Here is an 18,853-nt window from a genome sequence, read left to right as displayed (position 1 = left end):
TCAATATACACACTATATACAAATTTGTAAAGTATATATATGATTCTCCTTTATACATATGGTTGGACGATAACAAATTATATATAAACAATATATACAGATTAAAAAAACAGCATGTAAACTACACACTGTTTCCAACAATTCATTTCTAAATTGATTACTTTTTATGATTATTTTTACGTCGATCATTATTTCTACTTATAAATGCGCATATTATGAACATAATAGCAGCAAGCAGTAATTTTATTCCTGAAGATTCATTTCCTGTAGCTTGCAAATAATAACCTATAATGAATAATATGATTGCTAACACTACAAATATTTTAGTCATATGCTTCATTGAATTCACCTCATTATTTTAAATTATATCAAACTATCAGTTTTTACTAAAATTCATTCAAACGTTATATTGATTGCGATATATATATCGCGATGTTACTATATAATTGTATCCACAAATTATACTACACAACCCCAAGTCCGGTACCAGCAGGCTTAGGGTATTTTGTGTATGGTCATCTATTTATCTTTCCAATTAATTTCTAACCAAACTCGAAAGATAACAAGTAGGCCACCTGTTAATAAAGTAATAATTCCATCTTGCCACCACGTCATTATACTACACCTCCCAAATGCAAAGTGTCATAAATGTCGATGACCTATACTTATCTTAACATAAAACAGAACACATGTTCGTATATTTTGCTGAATAATTAATATTAATTAAATCTTTAATAACAATACTTTATCTTTGGACAATTTCAAGATACTATAAGGATAATGACTTTAATTTAAAAAAGAGAGGTTATCCAATATGAACCCATTAGCCCAAAATTTAAACGAACAACTAAAACAGTCAAATCCTGAAATCTTTTCTATGCTTTCAGATTTAGGGCAAAATATGTTTTATCCAAAAGGTATTCTTTCTCAATCTGCTGAAGCAAAGAGCACAAAGTATAATGCAACAATTGGTATGGCAACCAATGACAACGGTAAAATGTATGCCAATGCTCTAAATCAAATGTTTAATGAACTGTCACCAGATGAAATCTTCCCATATGCACCACCTCAAGGTATTGAAGAATTGCGTGATTTATGGCAAGAAAAAATGTTAAAAGATAATCCTGATTTAACTAAAGAAGTCATGACAAGACCCATTGTTACCAATGCACTTACGCATGGACTTTCACTTGTAGCCGACCTATTCATCAATTCAGGTGATACTATTTTATTACCAGAGCATAACTGGGGAAACTATAAATTAGTATTTAACACACGACACAATGCAAACATCGACACATATCCAATCTTTGATGAAAATGGTCACTATACTACGAAATCATTAGTTAAATCTTTAGAAGCTTATAATAAAGATAAAGTCATAATGATTCTTAATTATCCGAATAACCCTACTGGTTACACACCTAATAATGAAGAGGTACAAACCATTGTCAATGCAATTAAATCATTAGCAGAAAAAGGAACACAGGTGGTAGCTGTGATTGACGATGCGTACTATGGATTGTTTTACGAAGATGTCTATACTCAATCTTTATTCACTGCATTAACAAATATTCAATCTAAAAATGTACTTCCAGTGAGATTAGATGGTGCAACTAAAGAATTCTTTGCATGGGGATTCCGTGTAGGATTTATTACATTTGGTGTAGAAGACGCATCTACTAAAGATGTATTAGAAGCCAAAACTAAAGGATTAATACGTAGCAATATTTCAAGTGGCCCACTACCATCTCAAAGTGCTGTTAAACATGTACTTAAAAATAATGTTCAATTTAATAAAGAAATTGAACAAAATATAACGACATTACGAGAACGATATGAAATAACAAAAACAGTCGTATATGCGGATCAATATCAATCTCATTGGCAAGCATATGATTTTAATTCTGGTTACTTTATGGCAATTAAAGTTAAAGATGTAAATCCTGAAACATTACGTCAGCATTTAATTGAGAAATATTCAATTGGTGTCATCGCATTAAATGAAACTGATATTAGAATCGCATTTAGTTGTGTAGAAAAAGATGATATTCCACATGTATTTGATTCAATCGCAAAAGCAATTGATGATTTGAGATAATATAACAAAAAGGTTAGACCAACTCAATTTGTGGTCTAACCTTTTTTCATCTTATTCAATAAATATATCTAAATAAAAATCAATAAAATAAATCCTACAATTGCTAATGAAAATGGTCCATAAGCTTTTAAGTTATCTTTAATTTTTAATCCTATAAAACCATCTATTAATTGGATTAAAGCCATTAAAAATGTCATAGCAAATAAAAATAGATGATTTATAAAGAATAGTGTTGCGACGCACAATAATGCAATTGAAAAACTTCTAGCAAACGCATAAAGTGCATTCACTTGTTTAGTTTTAATGCATGCATCGATTGCATAAAATAAACTTACTAACGAACTAATACTTGTAAAGATTGCGATAACAAAATACATAATAACTCCTCAAATTCTCTATTTTATAGTCAACATGTTATTAATATAATTTATTATATACTCTTTTAAGCTATAAGTCTTTTCTTTTCAATTTTAATTTACAAAGTATGAATCCCAATAGCAGTAAAACAATACTAGTGTTTCCTTTTTCATTCGTTTGTTTCTTTCCTGTATTTGGTAATTCTATTTTGTCTTTTTGTATCTCTTTCTTAATTACATAATGTGTTTTTACATTTTCAATTTCACTTTCATTAAGTAATTTTTCTTGTTTATTATTATACAAATCATACACTGTTCCTTTAAATTTCGGAATTATAAAATGAATACTTTCACTTTCATCACTATTACCAAATGTACTACTTACTAGCAATTCTTTATAATTTTGGACTATTTGATAATCAATGGTAACTATACCAGTTTCACTATCTATTTGAATCCCACTTATTTTGTGATTAAGGTTCCATTGATAATCAGCTTTTGTCGCAATAATTTCAATATTACTATTATGGGATGAACTTATAAATTGTATTCTCATTTTATCTGTTTTCCCATTTGGTTTAATAGAAATTGAACCTTTCTCTTTATCCCATATAATTATAGGTGGCATAGGTTTACTTTGTTTCACAGGAACATTAGCAACAATTTTTTCACTCGGATCACTGTTACCGAGGGTTTCACTTGCTACGACTTCACTGCCATTTTGAACACCTTGATAGCCTACTGTCACTGCCCCACTTGTATTATCTATACTAATACCTGTTGGTGTTTCATTTAATGTCCATTGCGTTCCGACTTTAGTTGCGACAACTTCTTTTACATCGCCATTCGGTGCGACATAGTGCACTGTCATCTTATCTGAATCACCTTGCGGTATAACTGTTACACTCGCATTTGTTGCAGAAACAAATTTTGTTCCTTGTGGTAACGTTACTCGATAAATGGTTTCATTTGAACTTGTGTGTCCTTTATTTTCAAGGATTACTGAAATTGTACCACGTGCATAATTAGAAGTTGATGAATCACTTGTAAAGTCGTAATTGATTTCAGTTACTCTAGATACAACATAAGCACCACTATTTACATTAACTCTACTAACAGCACCACCGTACATGTAATTTGGATTATCTCCAAAACCATAAGCACTATTTGTTTGGTTAGAGGTTAATGTGTACGAATTTGAAATTGGAATAAAGGATAACCTTACTCTATCAACATCACTTGGAACATTGACCATGAGATTCAGTTTTCCAGTTGGATATTTACCCATACCATTTATCTGTTTATCAAATAATACTCGATTACCGTCTGGTGTTGTTATTTTGGCTTTTACACCTGGCCAAGCATTAATTGTTGCTAAAGCTGAAGATATAAAATCTACGACTAATTCTGAATTAGGTGCAACATCAATATCTTGATAAATACCGGCTACTCTAGGGTCAGGCACACGTCTGTCAAATCTATCTGTTGTTCTGGCTAATACGACGCCATAAGGTGCTGAACTATCACTCATAAATGTTGGATAATTTCTTACTTTAGTAGTCATTACTATAGGAAATTCTTTATCTGGATCTGTAGATACACTCGTCCATCCAATGACATCTTTAACAACCGTTAGACTTGTTTTTTGATTTGGTAAATTTCCTCCAGAAACTTGATCAAAGTGTCCGTTAATCACACCGGTATTAGTTTCATTGTATTTTAAAGGGTCATTATTATTTTGATTTGGTACTGCCCTAAATGATGCACCTTCTGATTGTCGCACTACTTGAGAATGTTGATTATTACTTGATGGTTCTGTGTTTGTTGCAGGTATACCTTTATTACCATTTTGTTCTTTTGTAATTTGAACTTCATTGTTATTCTTTTTTCTTTTTAATTTAGCAGCACTGTTAATGAAATTTCTGTAATATCCATCAATTTCTGCTTGAGTAGATTCTTTTTGTAAAAATTTTTCAGCATTAGTAATATCATAGTTAAATTCTTTTATTGATTCATCTGTCTTATCATTTAAATTTATTTTTTTATATTGTTGAATTAATTGTTTTAATTGCTCATTATTTCCACTATTTGATTGTTCAGAAGTCACCTGCTTATTATCCATTACTGGCGTTGCTTCGTTGTTCGTATTATTTGGAGTTGTTTCGTTGTTTGTATTATTTGTAGTTGCGTTTAATATTTCAGTATTTTGGTTAAGTTTTTTCTCATCTTGCTTATCTTCAATCACTGTACTATTTGTATAGCTGTTATCTATTTCAGTAGGTTGATTGAATTCTGCTGCATTTGCCATGTTAGTATGTCCAAATATTAAATACAATGAAGCTACAGTAATACTAGTCACGCCATACCCTTTTAACTTTCTAATGGAAAAATAGTTTATTTTTTTATTTTCTTGGTTGTCTTTTCTAGGGTGTTTCAATTATGACTTCCTCCTTATTATTTAATTGTCAAAATGAATAATGCGTTAATTCAAATCAACATGTCGTTCCTGAATTAAAACATTTCTTTATAAAAATCATAATAAATAATATAACATTTGTGGATTGGTACCTCAACTATTTTATTCTATAAAATATTTTGCTATTTTAATTGAATAAGTTGTCATTATTTATGATAAATAGCTTAAAAACGCATCAATTTCAATAAATAAAAAACTTTCTAGCGAAATGGATCACTAGAAAGTTTTAATTATCTTTATGTCTAATTTATGAAGTTTTTATCAATTGTCCAATGCGATGGCGTGAACTTACATCATACCAGGCATTCTGTATATGCACAAACTACTATAAATACGTTAACAAAAGACTGTTAAATCAATGTTTTATAATTTCACATATGCCATTATTTTTAGTTTTTTCATTCTGTTATGACCAAATTATGACCACTGATCACAAACTACTATTGTACTTATAATATCAGTTTTAACATATAAAATTTTATTCACTCTTTTTTGTTCTGAAATTATAATAACAGTCTCTGCAAAATAATGAACGACCGAACTTTATGTAAATAAATATAAAAAATACAGGTATTAAAATTGCCATTACAAATGGCGCTATTAATTCAAAAGGTGACCTTGCAAAATCTCCCGACATAAACATTCCAAAGATTGACATAGCAGCGAACAATAAAGATATCAACGCTAGTTTAGATAAACATCCACTAGATCTTTGAACCACCCTACCGGAATTGCATCTTGGACAACGACGCCAACCACTCACTATGTATCACTCCTATTTCTAATCTCAAACTATATATAATAATTAGTGTTATTGTATCATTGTTTATATTAAGTTAGTATAGAAATTTAAAAAATGTTAAAATTGCAAAAACAACATAAATTTGTGCAATTTATTCATTTTCACATTTCTGTATGTTAATCATTATATAAATTCAACAACATATTTTTTTGAAATTAATATTATGGTATAATCATTACTAATTTGGAATTAAATCTATTAGTTTCATACATACGAATATACTCATTAAAAAGACAGGTGAATTAAATTGTCGGATCATGAAATGAAAATATTTCTTCCTATAGAAGAATTCAATAATCAATTTAAGCGAGATTTATATTTAGAGAATTGGAAAGAAATTACAATCATTACTGGGGATAAAGAAGTTGAATACATTTTAACCCCCGACTACATTAAAAAGTTAAATTTCATAGATACAATTAATAAATTATTTGTCACTATGACTTTAATAGTAGGTGTTATAGTCTTCTTTGCAATAGCTTTTTTAACTTATTTCGATATTGACAAAGTGTTGAATAAAAATTTCACTCTTAATGAAACTACTACAAGACTACTAATAGTTGCAATATTGACTTTCACATCAACTTTCTTTAATAATTTAGTTGTTTCCACTCAAGAATATACTTATACGAAATTTGTCTTCGGTATATTAGATGAGAAAGTTGAAGCTTTTATAAAAAATAGAAATGCAATATTAAAATCCATTTGTAACTTTATATCTATTATTATTATCGTTTTTTATGGTTCTACTTTAGTACTGCAGGGAATCTATACCACTATACCATTAGTAATTATTTTTATTTTTTCTTTCATATTCATTTTTTATCATTCACATTTATTAAAAAAATATAATATAAGTCAACATGTACCAATAAAACTCGAAGACGGAGTATACATAATCCAGTATAAAACCAAAAACTCAAAAATTTATATAAAAATATAGACACAATACTTTACGAAATTTTTACTTATCATTTTTTGATACAGCATGGCACTTTTTATAAAAAATCTGTTGCTTATTTTCAATTGCTAGTATACTTCAACAATGATTACTATTGAAGTTGTAAAATCCTATTCTTCATCCCTATATATTTATGTTTAACGGTCACTCTGACATTCACTCTGTGCTGCATCGGGAAATGAATTTACGTATCGTTGTTCGTTTATTGCAGTATTTATAATTAGAATTTATCTATAATAGATTAGAGCTTAAGAATATGATAATAAAAAAATTCACAATAAAGCATTAAAATACAACAGTTAGGCAAAATATTAATTAAAATATCTAAGTATGGTAATGTCATAATTAAAAGTATTTTGTGAGGTGCAAAATGTTAAATTCTATATTATCCATATCTGCTAGTGTTTTAACTATTATTAGTTTCTTTATTCCCATAATCAAAAAATTAAAGTCTAAACCTAACACTAAAAATGCTCAAGGCAATAACGGGTCTAATAATAATGTAAATAATCAAAACATATATTCTGAAAGTCATAATTACCAAAATATACATACCGAAAACTACAACCATAAAAATGTACAGGAAATAATAAAAAAAGAAAGTACCACTGAAGACGATTCGTATAGGATAATTTTATTTGGTTTAGGAATTTTATTAGCATTGACTATCTTTATAAAATTCAATTTTATAGTTATAGGAGTGTCCTGCACACTTGTATTTTTTATTGGTATACTAACTATTTATAGATTAAAAAAATACCAATTACCTATTAGAAGTTACTTTTATTATTCAGTAAAATATTCTTCATTCACATTAATATTACTTAGTGCTTTATTCATAAATCCTAAAATTATTTCAAATTTAGAAAATAAATTCGATACTTTATACTTCAGTAGTTTTTCAACTTTTTTTGAGTCTTTAATAGAAATGATAAAAACTACATTAATTTACTTTCATCACCTTAATTTCCCTAGTGTCCTTTCATTTGTTTTAATATTAAGATTTTTTGCGATAGTATTTATTTATGTGATACTTTTTAATGATTTAAGAAAAAATGTCATTTTAAACACTATAAATTCATTATTTAAAAATAAAACAAGTCATATACTTACTTATATAACTCTCTTAGTGCTTATTCTAGTTTTAATTTTCTTTATTCATTTTTATTACTTCCAAAATTTTGTAACGGAAATTCTAAATCCTATTAAAAACTGGTTACAAAACTAAATATATCTTACATTAGTAAAATGAAACCACTACGTTTATAAAAATTAGTGGTTTTATTTCATCTCCACAATATCTTTCAAATCTTGCTTAGTTATCCCCTTATCTTCATATAAATATAGTGTCTGTGTGTAAGGGTCTACTTTGTGGATGTAACCTTCTATAAATTTAATGTAACCATTCTTAAAATGTCTCACTTTAATATATGGTTCATTGACCATTTTAAAAACTTTTTTTCAAATAACATATTATATTCTGCTTAAATCAACATATACAGTTACAAAAATCTTGTTTCTCACTGCAACACAGGATGTTTCTCAGCGTCTTATGATACAAAAAAACGCCACTCAATAAGTGACGTTTAAAATCAAATATTTAACTTGTCCGTGTGCTAACTATTTAATTTGCCCTTATCATCAAAATTATGCCCTTTTTTTGCCCTCTGAATTTAAAGCTATTTATATCCATAATTAACGGTAAACAATATTATTTAACAATCACAATTTTCACAAACATAGTTTATTCCTTAATCTAGTTTATCAATAAAATTATAAAACTGATTAATATCTGTTAATTGTTTATTACAATGAATGCTATCTCGACATATATAGTCACCTTTTTTTACATATTGACCATCCGAATTGGTTTTTGACTTTTTCATGAATAATGAAACATTAGATTCTTTATTACAAATTGTGCAGAACCCCTTTACAACCTGATTAGAAATTTCTCCATAAAGTCCTTTTAATTGTTTTTTTTCATCGTAATATATTATATATTTCCGATTTGATGCAAGTTCATTCCATCCTACAAATGAACTTACCTTCAAATCATATTCTTCAAATTGAGGTATTTTTATTTTTTTAACTTTCTTAAATACTTTCTGAAGTTTTTGCGGACTAGGTAGTTCAAAAGGTACTACATATTCTAAAAATTTATTAAGTATTGCTTCAATTTCTTTGTTTGATAATCTGATGTTCATTAATACTTTTAAAGATTCTTCAATATCGTCATCTATATGACCAAAAATCTCATTAATATCATTATAGGTTTCCGATTGAATAACTTTGACGGTTTCTTTATCATTTACCGTTTTATATACATTTTTCAATCTTAAAATAACCGATCTGATATAATTATATTGGTGAGGATAAATCATTGTTTTCATTGTTTTCAACCTTTCACAAGTATATTTATTTTACTTATTAATAAATAAGATACTTTGTGATAATGTTGATTAAATTTAGCTACAAAGCATCTTATATTCAAGATCCAATAGCTTTAAATATGTTATATCTTTTAACATAACATCATCACCTCCCGAACTGTTAAATTCATTTATATCACTTCAATATTAATTAATTACTCATAATGTTACTCTTAGTAAAAAAAATAACATGGGTAAATCCAGAGTTAATCGTTTCACTCATCGAAACACAGAACGTTTCTCAACGTCTTATATTGTTAATAATTTCATACTCTTGTCCTTTATTTCAAAACTGTACCCTTTTTTGCCCTTTAAATTATCATTAAACAAATCATTTCATTTTTGCAAAAAGTATTGTAAGAAAAAGTTTCATTATGATATATTTTTTATAGTTTTTATATAGAATTAAACTTGCTAAACAGGAGTGTTTTTTTATGAAACTCTCAGCAAAAAAGCAAAAGCAGTTCCATCATTTTTGTAACTACTTTAAAAGTTTAGAAATTAAAACATTTTTGCAAAATGCTATCGGCGCTTTATTTTTAAGTCCTTTTACATTAATAACTTATGCATTTATTTTAGCATACAAGGTTACATTTATGAATAAATCATTAATTGAAGCTTTGTCAAGCGCTGTTTCTTTAATTCTTATATTTTGGGTAGTTGCATTGTATTTAATGATGTTTTATGTAGTTTACTTTAAAGGTAAAAATTCATTATTAAAATTTGTTAAAATAACTACTCTAATAATTATTATTTCTTATCATATATACATATTTATTAGAAAAGGTATAGAAAATCTTACTCATTTTGATAACTATATTATTATTATTACTTCAGTTCTTATTTCTTACTGGCTGATACAAACTTTGAGAAATATAATTACTTCTATTTACAATTGGATATTTAACGATGAAAGTCACCAACGAGATGAACTAATTAAATTTAAGCTTTCTTTCATAAAAAGCTTACTCTTAGGCTTTTTTTCTTTTATTGCCACTATATTAGGTATAGCATTAACGATTAAAAACTTATTCTTTACTTAAGACGAGTTAATTTTTATAGAGCACAATTAATAAAGGATGTTGTATCATACGACATCCTTTATTATATAACTTACCGTAGTTACAAAAGCTCCTTCCTCACTGCGACACAGGAAGTTTCTCAGCGTAAAAAAACACCACATGAGAGTGTGTGGAACGTAAAAGTTATTTTACTGGTACCGATGACTTTATTAAATCTACAGTAATGGGACTATTTTGTCCTAATTTATATGCTTTATCCCATGCTGTGTTTTTTTTGTGAGTTTTTTCAACCATGTCCCAAGCTGACACTCCATCATACTCATCAATAACATCTTTTATTAAACTACTAATATATTCAGAATCCTCTTCTCTGAATATTTTATATGTTATTGGAGTAGTAGCATTACTTATCACACTATATACAGACTGATCATCTTTTTCAGTAAGTACGTCACTTTGCCCCCTGTATACTGAATAAACTTCTTTAACTACAGGCCCATAATCAAAGGCTAAAAATCTCTCTTTAAATAACTCTATTTTTCTGTTTAAAAAATATCTTTCATATACTATATAAAGTAATTTTTGAAGTTTAAGTGGAGTAGTAGGTTTCAACATTAAAATATATCTCGCTATATCCATAGCATTTAATCCGTGAGGAGATTTAGCAACGTTTTTAAAGTCAAAATATTTTTCGAAAATGGTTACATTTTCAAAAAAACTATCTTTTTCCTTTATACTTTGAATTGTATCTTTTGATGTAGTAATCAAATGTGTATAAAAACCAATACCTAATTCTGTTAAATCTTCTTCATAAAGTTCTATTTTTTCAAGATCTTTTTTTTCAGTTATAGTCATATGGAATGCTAATCTTCCTTCATGGTCATATTCTTCCAAAATTATTAAATAATGTTTGTACATTTATCTCACCACCCTACTTTTTTTCTAATTCACTTTCATATTCTTCCCAATTTAAATAATCTTGCTTATATATTTTATGCGATTTTTTATTATTCTTATGATCTTTGTTTAGCCATATTTGAAGTTCACACGGAAAACAAAAATTATCAATCTTAAAATATAAGTGAATTGCTTTATAGTCATTTTTACTAGCGTCTACTATCTTTATTTTACCATTAAAATTCTCATAAACATACTCATTTAATATATTATATACATTATTTAAATCAATATCGCTTTGTAAAGTGAATCTATACCCTAACAAATCATTTAAACATTTAATAATAGGATACTTTCCTTTACCATTTTTTGCTTGATATTTTAAAAGTTTGTTATAAATAGACCTTTCATTTTTAATACGTTTATCTATTTCTAATTCTAACTCTTCATCAATCAATAAGATTCTATTTTCTTTCTTTACTATTTCTTTAAAAACCACTACATTATCTAACAACTCACTATCAATATACGTATTTTTATCATCCAAAAAATCACAAATACATTTCTTTTTAAAATTAATTTTATTATTTCTTAGTTCAACAAAGGTATCAGCGTAATTAGTCATTCTTTCATAGATTACAGAAATTATTTTTTTAAGAAAATTCAACTCATCATCATAAGACATATTTTACTCCTAATCAAATATAGTTCTGTTAAGTATAACTCTATATTTTCTTAGAAACAATCAAAATTACAACAATATATTATAATTTAAAAAATTAATCTTCTTTACTTCCCAAATCTCCTTATATCATCAATATGAAACTCTGTATTCGGGTATTGCTCTTACAACCCTTTTAAATCTCTTTTCTTTCATCATCTTCACCGATATTATCAATAAACACTGGTGTTGCTACATTCACTTATCTAACATTTACAAGTTACAATACATGGGTGAATATTTTGTTCATATCCTAGATCAAGTTACTTTGGGCGTCGTGTTACCCTACTCTCTTTATCGAATACTCGTGTAGCTAACGTCACAAATTGTTACATCAGCTCATGCGCTAAAACACTTCGAAATTGTATTTCTAACTACGCAAATATATAAATTAAACAAGCCATATTCAGCTTTTCAGAAATTAGAAAACGGATATTGTCGTTTTCTAATGCACTGACTTAGTGCGTCAGCATTTGTATTATTAATTAATACTCTCACATTTGAGCATATTGAATGTGTATAGCTGTTCAGTTCTATTACTGAACCCACATTTGGGCTGTGTATAAACTAATATTCTCACATTTGAGGGTATTAAGCTAAGTAGCTAATATGTCCACTTACGGACACATTTAACGAAGCCACATTTGGTTCGGTTATATACAAAAGGATACCCCAAATTAGGGGTATCCTTTTTGTCATATTAAACCACTTCCCTATTTTAAGGCACTGGGTACAAGCGTACTTTTAAGTCCGTTTGTTATTGAATGAGATGCAAAGTTTTGACAGGTTATAAATAAAAAAACTGCACCCAATGAATGCGTCACGTTTTTTAAGTTGTTTCTTTAACTCTCGTAATTCTCGAACTGTCATTTCGTCTGGCGTTTTAACTTCTCCTTTTGAAGTAGTATGTTCTTTGGTACGTTCAGGTTTTGGCAAACTAGCGATTTCATGTAGAACTGATATACCAATATTTCGTAACGTTGCGAAATTTGAATTATCAAATTCATCAAAAACCTTTATATATTTAGCTGAATAATCTTTAGATATGTTCACTTTTTCAAGCCACTTTCCAAACTCTCCATGTGCGATACATTTAAATGATAACTTTCTTCAATTTGCATCTCTATAGATCTAATTTTACGATTTATGATTAGTGGATTGTACTTTAGCAACAACCCATACTCTGAAATTTTTTCTTCTATATAATACAATATTGATTTATTTTGTTTTAATATCATGGTCAGCCTCCCTGATTTTAAAATAAAGGGAAGACGTTGACAATAAAGTCAACGCCTTTAAATACTATTTTTTGCTTGGTGCTAAATTTGGGTAATTAATCATCTTTTTACCTAATGTTTTTTTCTGCAATAAACCAGTTGCTTTTTGCCACATAAAATCGCTATAGAATCTTTTTGCATCATAGTACTTGAATTCGCCTTCTATAATTGGTTTAGCAACATCATTTAACGATTGTTGATTGATTATTTCACCGATATAATTATTGTTGCTTTCAATTTTAGCTTTAAGCTCATTGATTTGTTGGTTGATACTTTCATTTTCTTTCTCAACTGATTTAATAACCTTATTAGCATTATCTGTCTCACTATGTGTTACTTTTTGTAATTGATCTAGTGATTTAATATTACTCGGTAAATTGACTACAATTTGACCATTAACATTTGGATTAGTAGCTTTTTCTCGTCTTAAATTATCTATCTCATTTAAAATTAATTCATATTCTTGTGTACTCAAGTTGCCTTCTTCTAATTTGTTGTATAATACATTAATACTATCTTGATATGAGCCATTATTAGCAATATGTTTACTTTGCTTCAACATATCTTTTATTACTTCTAAATGCGTTGGAAAAATTTCATCAACCGTTGGTTTTGAGTTTGTTTTACTTCCCATAATATCTCTCCTTATTCTTTTTAAGTAAATTTTTAATTTTATTTACTGCACTATGTTCTTTTTGATAATCCATTAGTTCGTTTACCCAATTCTCAACTACACTTAATTCTCTAAGTACACTAGTAAGTTGTCGATTCTTCGCTTTATCAATGAAACTCTGTTGTTTCACACCATCAATTTCTTCACGAATTTCTTTTATCTTACTTTTTATATGGTTCCATTCAAACATATTGATATTACTCACTACACGACCTCCTTTGTTTTATTTAGATTTATCTTGTTAACTAAATTGATAAAGTCAGCGCAAGATATGTTGCTTTTATGCAGGGATAGGGGTTATACGTGGAACAAATTGAAAAGTTACGGAATCGAGCCCACCCGCCGTTCTCCCACTTGGGAAATAATCGGGAAATGTTTTGACCCGGGGCGTGATAATCCCCGCAATATTTACTTTTGTTTCATATCCAGATAATGTTTATAACTAATTCCTTTAAAGACTTTTTCAGATGTCTCACAATATAATAAATAACGTGCTATCAGTTTACTGTATCCCATAACGCAACATCTCCTAATGTAATAGTGTATTCATCGTCTCACTTAGCTTCAGTGTCACAGGCAACCAACGAGCATCTGAATAATCAAATGGATTTGTCATAACAGGCAGATCTAGATACATACCATGTCTTACATAAGTCGTTACATCTGTGCGTTCTAGCTCAAGTTGTTTAGATGATAGTAAGCTACCTACTATATTAATGACTTCCATACTCCATCCATGCCACAACACAATGTTCTCATTGTCTACATGTACAAATGTAAAATCACCTTGATAACCAATATGCAATGACTCAAACAATTCTTCTAAATCAACAAAGGTTACATGGGTTTGGTATTTAATATAGTTGATAATATATACTTTCAATTCATCTTTAGACATGTCATACTCCCTTACGCTTTGACCTTGTTCATATTGTTCTTCACATGTTTAATAGGAGATACATAACTTACTTCCCTCTCGATGTGCTGCATACGATTACCTATACGATACTGATACCAATATGCATTATTACTAATCATCACATTCAATTCATTGATAAGGAACTCTATTGTCTTTATGTCTGCTCGTAAGAAGATTGTCATATGTCCTACGCTTGTATAGTGGAGCTTAAGGTTGTATCCTCTTAACCATAAGAACAGTAGCTCCATATTCAGTTTAGATTGAAGATATGCCTGACCTTTACTTGATAAACACCAGTCACATGTGATGAAGTCTATTTCTAAATACTGATACTTTCCATGAGTTTTATAGATATGGCAGATAGGTTTATTGTTAGTCTTTAACTGATTGATATCCAGATGATTCAGTCTTTGTTTATTTAGTGCGAATGTTTGAGATAACCTTTTGTGTATCATAATCATCACCCTTTATTCTTTTTAATATATCCTAAATAGTTTTTAATTCGTGCCATTACCAACTCAAATCCACCATGCGCAATCACTTTATAACTGGTGCGCCTATTACTATTCGGCACATAACTTTCACGCCATGCAACCCATCTATTATCAATGTATTCAACATAAACTGCTGATACTCTACTGATTGTGCAAAAATACACTTCTTCTGGTATGCCAACAATTAATCCTATCTTTTCAGCTTGTTCATCTAAATCATAATCATATTTAACGGCTTGCACTTCTAACAGTCGCCTCCCATTCCTTTTCACTTATTACATCGCCGTTTTTATTATCTCCAATCAATATACGTAACGGCTCAATATCTATGTTACATTGATTTGCATAGCTTACTGCTTTATATAAATCATCGTTTCTGTATTCACTTTGACCGTCTATAATACGTTGATATGCACGTTTACCGTCTCCACCTTTGCCACCTCTTACATGATCAAAATTATAATTAGGTAACACTCTTTCTATTGAGTATGATTCTAACGTTTGTTGTGTATAATTACCGTGTTTTGAAAATATACGTTTTTCAAAATCACCTTGATACATTTTAGGTTTTATTCCGTTATGTTTATATTTGCCTTTAAATGTTTGACTACCTGCTAAAACAAAATAACTATTGTCATGTGCCTTAATATCTACACCAGGCAAATATCCTATTTTTTGACCATATGCAACACCTTCTCGCTTATTAAAAATAATGTGCCTGCCACCACTGGGCGTGGTCTGTACTAATGTATTACGTGCATTCGATACAATTTCCTCATAATATGGTGTATGTTCAATACTTTCAAATCCATTCTCACCGTCAACATGGTTAATATCAATGTCGATACACCATATACCTCGAGTCAATACACCTAGTACATTAGCCCTATGATATTGATAAGAATGATATTCAATAAACTCGTCAGTTACATCTTTATCTGCAAATGACACTGTTGGCTTTTTATGTTGATTTAGTGGTATCACTTCAATATTCTTTTTCAATAATTGTTTCGCTACATGATAACCTGTCATTGAATATCACTCCTTTATATTAATCATACACACCATCATCACCGTTATTTTGTGTATAGGAATAAAACAAAATTATTCAAAATTTTTGTATGGTAAATTGTTGGTGATAATGGTGAGTTGTTTATATATCAGCTTTTTTTAGGTGTGTATTACGGTGTGGGAAAGGTGTGTCACACCATTATTCGATTAATGAATGAGCCATATTAAATAATTCTTGATTTCCAATTTTAAAACCTTTGTAATTTTTACCTTCTATCCAAATATCTTGTCGTGTAAGTACACCTATCTTCTTCATATCTTGACGAGCTTTTTTATATTTCATATTTTTATAATCCTCTTCTATTAGTCTTTGCAATGTCTCATTACCAGCAAGAATAAATCCTTGTTTAGATAATGCCTTCAACAAGACAACTTGTGTCTCAGTCAATTCTTCTTCACTAAAATAATGTTTCAATGTTACATCTTTAAATCTAAAATCTCGCCCAATTTCTTTAAGATATTCTAAACTTGTGATTAAAAACGAGACTGACGCTATTTCAGAATCTTCGTCATTTGGTTGGACAAAATTCCAGTAAGGCTCAAAAATCTTGTATCTTTCATCGTCAGTTTCTCCTATCGGTCTATCTTTAAAAGCTATTTTTATTGTTCTAGTAGTATTAGCTGTAATTTCACCAGTATCCACACTTTCATTTGTATCTAGTATTAATACAGACTTATTTTTAAATGTGAATGCATTACGACCAATGCCACGTCCTGAAATTGTTTCACCAGTTGCTATTTTTCTTAGTATTCTCATCATAGGTTTGGTTATTTCACCTGTTTCATTAGCATGTGCTATATCTGCACCATAGAAATTCATCCATTCGTTAGCTGCTTCAAAACCACCTGAGACAAGTCCATCAAAGTTCACTTTATTAACGTGTAACAGTTTATTAAATGTAGTTATAAATAAACCTTTACCTGAACGCCCGAAATCTTTAAATAAGAACCATTTTTCGGCTTGAATAAGTTTCATTTTGCGATACATTGTATAAGCATGTACCAGTTTTAAATTATGTTTACTTTTCTCGTTATCAGTAACCAAATCATAAAAATCATTTGGCGTTTTGAAATCTAAATCGTTGTAGTTTACGTCATACTTAATAGCGTATAACTCATTATCTTGTGGCTTTTCTTTTGTGAGTTTTAATTTCTTACAGTTATATATGAAATCATTACCAGCAATACTATATGGGTAAATTTTATATTCATGTTCTAATTCAAGATAATCACGGTATAATTCAAGCATGATTTCAAGAAAATCATCTATTTGGTTTTTAGGTTCAATCGGATAACTTAACTTAAAATTAGTATCGTCAATCACTTCATATTGATTATTTTTGACAATAAGGAATTGGTCTAATTGTTTAGAATAGATGACATTATCAGAAATTAAATCTGCAATAAAACGAGCATAATTATTAAAAGGATCTGGTTTAAAATGTGCTTCTTTTTCGTCTTGATCGTTAGTTTTAACGAAAATTCTTCCATATACCAGTCCAATTTCTTTAGGTTTTATGGTATAATCTAAAGTAAGATTATTAATATAATCACCTGCAACATCGTCTTTCTTGCGATGATACGCATTACCTTTGTTATCAAAAATTTGTTTATCACTAGAGATAGAAGCGAAATTTATTCGCTTACTTATCTCCTTAATTCTTGATAAATTGTTAGTGATTATATAATCTAAATTTGAATGAAACTCAAAATGCTTTTTGTATAAATTAACTTCGTCCATGTTATCAACCTTTCATTTGTGTTATTATTTATTTTGTATTTATTAAATTAAATACTTCTTTGTTATGCGTTATCTTTACTTTGGTCGGTGGAAGATGACGCTTTTTCTATGTCTTCTAACACTGTATCTAGTTCTTTTAGATAAATATTTAATAAATCAATGTGTTGAGTAATGTAACAACGATGTTCGTGATAACTCGCGCCGTGTGTCAATATTTCATCTTTAGTTAACAAATGACCACTATCATGCGTAAAATACTTATCATCAAACCAACAAAATGTTGTAACTGCATCATTGATTTTTCTTTTAATAATATCTATATCTTCAATCAAACTTTTAGTTTCCCAATTCATTATTTGACTCCTTTTCTAAACTGAATGACATTATTATCTTTTAACGTTGGCACTGGGACGCCGTAATAAGTGCATACATTTTCAAATCTTTTATATTTCTGTTCCCAATTATTAAATTCTTCTTCAAATTGACCGTACACACTTTCAAATTCAAATTCGAGATCGTCTAATACAATTTGCTCAATAGCCTCAGCACCTTTAATATCTCTTTCTTCTCTATATTCTTTAGCCTTTTCAGTTAAATAACCTGTCAACTCTGAAAGTCTTTCTGTTTCACCTCTTAATTGAGATACTTTCATACCTGCAATTGCTACATCGTCATATGCTTTTAAAATTTCTGTTATCATTTCATTCATTCTCCCATTCAAAATTATTTTCAATTTGTTGTATAACCCACTCAATTATTGCTTGTAGATGTTGTTCACGATCAACTGTTTCAGTCCATTCATTATGACCTTCTTTAAAATGATGTTCATACTCTGTGGCTTTGTCATTAGCAACTGAACCTAATGTGCTATAAATATCTTCAATTACTTTTAACTGTTCTTCATTCATCT

At 28.8% G+C, this 18,853-nt stretch carries 24 protein-coding genes; 4 read left to right on the top strand and 20 right to left on the bottom strand.

Annotated features, from left to right (window positions below):
* Positions 1-157 precede the first annotated feature (157 nt).
* Complete coding sequence (locus ACJQQZ_RS10765; protein WP_002452229.1) at positions 158-340, bottom strand: SE1626 family protein; 183 nt, start codon at positions 338-340, stop codon at positions 158-160.
* A gap of 179 nt (positions 341-519) precedes the next feature.
* Positions 520-615: a Trp-rich small protein gene (locus tag ACJQQZ_RS10760; protein WP_100066986.1), complete on the bottom strand. Its 96-nt coding sequence runs from the start codon at positions 613-615 to the stop codon at positions 520-522.
* Between the two features lie 199 nt (positions 616-814).
* Here ACJQQZ_RS10760 and ACJQQZ_RS10755 point away from each other — a divergent pair, with 199 nt between their 5' ends.
* The gene (locus ACJQQZ_RS10755) at positions 815-2,101 is read left to right on the top strand and encodes an aminotransferase class I/II-fold pyridoxal phosphate-dependent enzyme (RefSeq protein WP_124227766.1); all 1,287 of its coding nucleotides are present in this window, start codon (positions 815-817) and stop codon (positions 2,099-2,101) included.
* 68 nt (positions 2,102-2,169) lie between these two features.
* On the opposite strand, the gene ACJQQZ_RS10750 is transcribed toward ACJQQZ_RS10755, so the two are convergent.
* Both ACJQQZ_RS10750 and ACJQQZ_RS10745 read right to left on the bottom strand, forming a co-directional pair.
* The gene (locus ACJQQZ_RS10750) at positions 2,170-2,478 is read right to left on the bottom strand and encodes a hypothetical protein (protein WP_124227767.1); all 309 of its coding nucleotides are present in this window, start codon (positions 2,476-2,478) and stop codon (positions 2,170-2,172) included.
* A 70-nt stretch (positions 2,479-2,548) separates the two neighbouring features.
* Entirely contained in the window at positions 2,549-4,894 is a 2,346-nt protein-coding gene (locus tag ACJQQZ_RS10745; protein WP_145506683.1) for a SasC/FmtB family protein, read from the bottom strand.
* Positions 4,895-5,982: 1,088 nt separating this feature from the next.
* On the opposite strand from ACJQQZ_RS10745, the gene ACJQQZ_RS10740 reads away from it, so the two are divergent.
* Together ACJQQZ_RS10740 and ACJQQZ_RS10735 are read left to right on the top strand one after the other, a co-directional pair.
* Positions 5,983-6,678 carry a hypothetical protein gene (locus tag ACJQQZ_RS10740; RefSeq protein WP_408023152.1) on the top strand — a complete coding sequence of 232 codons (696 nt, stop codon included), beginning with the start codon at positions 5,983-5,985 and terminating at the stop codon, positions 6,676-6,678.
* Positions 6,679-7,066: 388 nt separating this feature from the next.
* Positions 7,067-7,924, top strand: coding sequence for a hypothetical protein (locus tag ACJQQZ_RS10735; protein WP_408023151.1), 858 nt, complete (start codon positions 7,067-7,069; stop codon positions 7,922-7,924).
* 53 nt (positions 7,925-7,977) lie between these two features.
* On the opposite strand, the gene ACJQQZ_RS10730 is transcribed toward ACJQQZ_RS10735, so the two are convergent.
* Positions 7,978-8,142, bottom strand: a complete 165-nt coding sequence (locus ACJQQZ_RS10730; RefSeq protein ID WP_408023150.1) for a YolD-like family protein — start codon at positions 8,140-8,142, stop codon at positions 7,978-7,980.
* A 305-nt stretch (positions 8,143-8,447) separates the two neighbouring features.
* Positions 8,448-9,089: a fusidic acid resistance EF-G-binding protein FusB gene (locus ACJQQZ_RS10725; protein ID WP_000855537.1), complete on the bottom strand. Its 642-nt coding sequence runs from the start codon at positions 9,087-9,089 to the stop codon at positions 8,448-8,450.
* A 473-nt stretch (positions 9,090-9,562) separates the two neighbouring features.
* On the opposite strand from ACJQQZ_RS10725, the gene ACJQQZ_RS10720 reads away from it, so the two are divergent.
* Positions 9,563-10,171 carry a hypothetical protein gene (locus ACJQQZ_RS10720; protein WP_047511747.1) on the top strand — a complete coding sequence of 203 codons (609 nt, stop codon included), beginning with the start codon at positions 9,563-9,565 and terminating at the stop codon, positions 10,169-10,171.
* Positions 10,172-10,333: 162 nt separating this feature from the next.
* Here ACJQQZ_RS10720 and ACJQQZ_RS10715 read toward each other — a convergent pair whose 3' ends face one another.
* From ACJQQZ_RS10715 to tscA, 14 genes are all read right to left on the bottom strand, one after another.
* On the bottom strand, positions 10,334-11,068 hold the full coding sequence (locus ACJQQZ_RS10715) for a Panacea domain-containing protein (protein ID WP_012104246.1): 735 nt from the start codon (positions 11,066-11,068) through the stop codon (positions 10,334-10,336).
* A 13-nt stretch (positions 11,069-11,081) separates the two neighbouring features.
* Positions 11,082-11,732 carry a nucleotidyltransferase family protein gene (locus ACJQQZ_RS10710; protein ID WP_408023149.1) on the bottom strand — a complete coding sequence of 217 codons (651 nt, stop codon included), beginning with the start codon at positions 11,730-11,732 and terminating at the stop codon, positions 11,082-11,084.
* Positions 11,733-12,512: 780 nt separating this feature from the next.
* Positions 12,513-12,821 carry a pathogenicity island protein gene (locus ACJQQZ_RS10705; protein ID WP_408023148.1) on the bottom strand — a complete coding sequence of 103 codons (309 nt, stop codon included), beginning with the start codon at positions 12,819-12,821 and terminating at the stop codon, positions 12,513-12,515.
* Positions 12,818-13,006, bottom strand: coding sequence for a hypothetical protein (locus ACJQQZ_RS10700; RefSeq protein WP_408023147.1), 189 nt, complete (start codon positions 13,004-13,006; stop codon positions 12,818-12,820). The genes ACJQQZ_RS10705 and ACJQQZ_RS10700 overlap by 4 nt, the downstream gene beginning before the upstream one ends.
* Before the next feature lie 64 nt (positions 13,007-13,070).
* Entirely contained in the window at positions 13,071-13,679 is a 609-nt protein-coding gene (locus tag ACJQQZ_RS10695) for a hypothetical protein (protein ID WP_408023146.1), read from the bottom strand.
* A complete protein-coding gene (locus tag ACJQQZ_RS10690) occupies positions 13,669-13,923 on the bottom strand; it encodes a hypothetical protein (protein ID WP_105965605.1) in 255 nt (84 codons plus the stop codon). The genes ACJQQZ_RS10695 and ACJQQZ_RS10690 overlap by 11 nt, the downstream gene beginning before the upstream one ends.
* Before the next feature lie 324 nt (positions 13,924-14,247).
* Positions 14,248-14,616 (bottom strand): hypothetical protein, encoded by a 369-nt coding sequence (locus tag ACJQQZ_RS10685; RefSeq protein WP_408023145.1) that lies wholly within the window; start codon positions 14,614-14,616, stop codon positions 14,248-14,250.
* An 11-nt stretch (positions 14,617-14,627) separates the two neighbouring features.
* Positions 14,628-15,092: a hypothetical protein gene (locus ACJQQZ_RS10680; RefSeq protein ID WP_408023144.1), complete on the bottom strand. Its 465-nt coding sequence runs from the start codon at positions 15,090-15,092 to the stop codon at positions 14,628-14,630.
* Positions 15,093-15,097: 5 nt separating this feature from the next.
* Positions 15,098-15,373: a pathogenicity island protein gene (locus ACJQQZ_RS10675; protein ID WP_408023143.1), complete on the bottom strand. Its 276-nt coding sequence runs from the start codon at positions 15,371-15,373 to the stop codon at positions 15,098-15,100.
* Entirely contained in the window at positions 15,360-16,163 is an 804-nt protein-coding gene (locus ACJQQZ_RS10670) for a bifunctional DNA primase/polymerase (RefSeq protein ID WP_408023142.1), read from the bottom strand. The genes ACJQQZ_RS10675 and ACJQQZ_RS10670 overlap by 14 nt, the downstream gene beginning before the upstream one ends.
* A gap of 178 nt (positions 16,164-16,341) precedes the next feature.
* Positions 16,342-17,943 carry a phage resistance protein gene (locus tag ACJQQZ_RS10665; protein ID WP_408023141.1) on the bottom strand — a complete coding sequence of 534 codons (1,602 nt, stop codon included), beginning with the start codon at positions 17,941-17,943 and terminating at the stop codon, positions 16,342-16,344.
* 62 nt (positions 17,944-18,005) lie between these two features.
* Positions 18,006-18,296 (bottom strand): type II toxin-antitoxin system toxin TscT, encoded by a 291-nt coding sequence (gene tscT / locus ACJQQZ_RS10660; RefSeq protein ID WP_408023140.1) that lies wholly within the window; start codon positions 18,294-18,296, stop codon positions 18,006-18,008.
* Positions 18,296-18,643 (bottom strand): hypothetical protein, encoded by a 348-nt coding sequence (locus ACJQQZ_RS10655; RefSeq protein ID WP_031464168.1) that lies wholly within the window; start codon positions 18,641-18,643, stop codon positions 18,296-18,298. The genes tscT and ACJQQZ_RS10655 overlap by 1 nt, the downstream gene beginning before the upstream one ends.
* 1 nt (position 18,644) lies before the next feature.
* The gene (gene tscA, locus ACJQQZ_RS10650) at positions 18,645-18,851 is read right to left on the bottom strand and encodes a type II toxin-antitoxin system antitoxin TscA (protein WP_031464167.1); all 207 of its coding nucleotides are present in this window, start codon (positions 18,849-18,851) and stop codon (positions 18,645-18,647) included.
* Positions 18,852-18,853: the final 2 nt, after the last annotated feature.

This window comes from Staphylococcus sp. KUGN1, assembly GCF_045984185.1.
Lineage (GTDB): Bacteria > Bacillota > Bacilli > Staphylococcales > Staphylococcaceae > Staphylococcus > Staphylococcus warneri_A.
The sequence above is the reverse complement of the archived record's forward strand: the minus strand, read 5'-3'. Positions and strand labels throughout refer to the sequence as shown.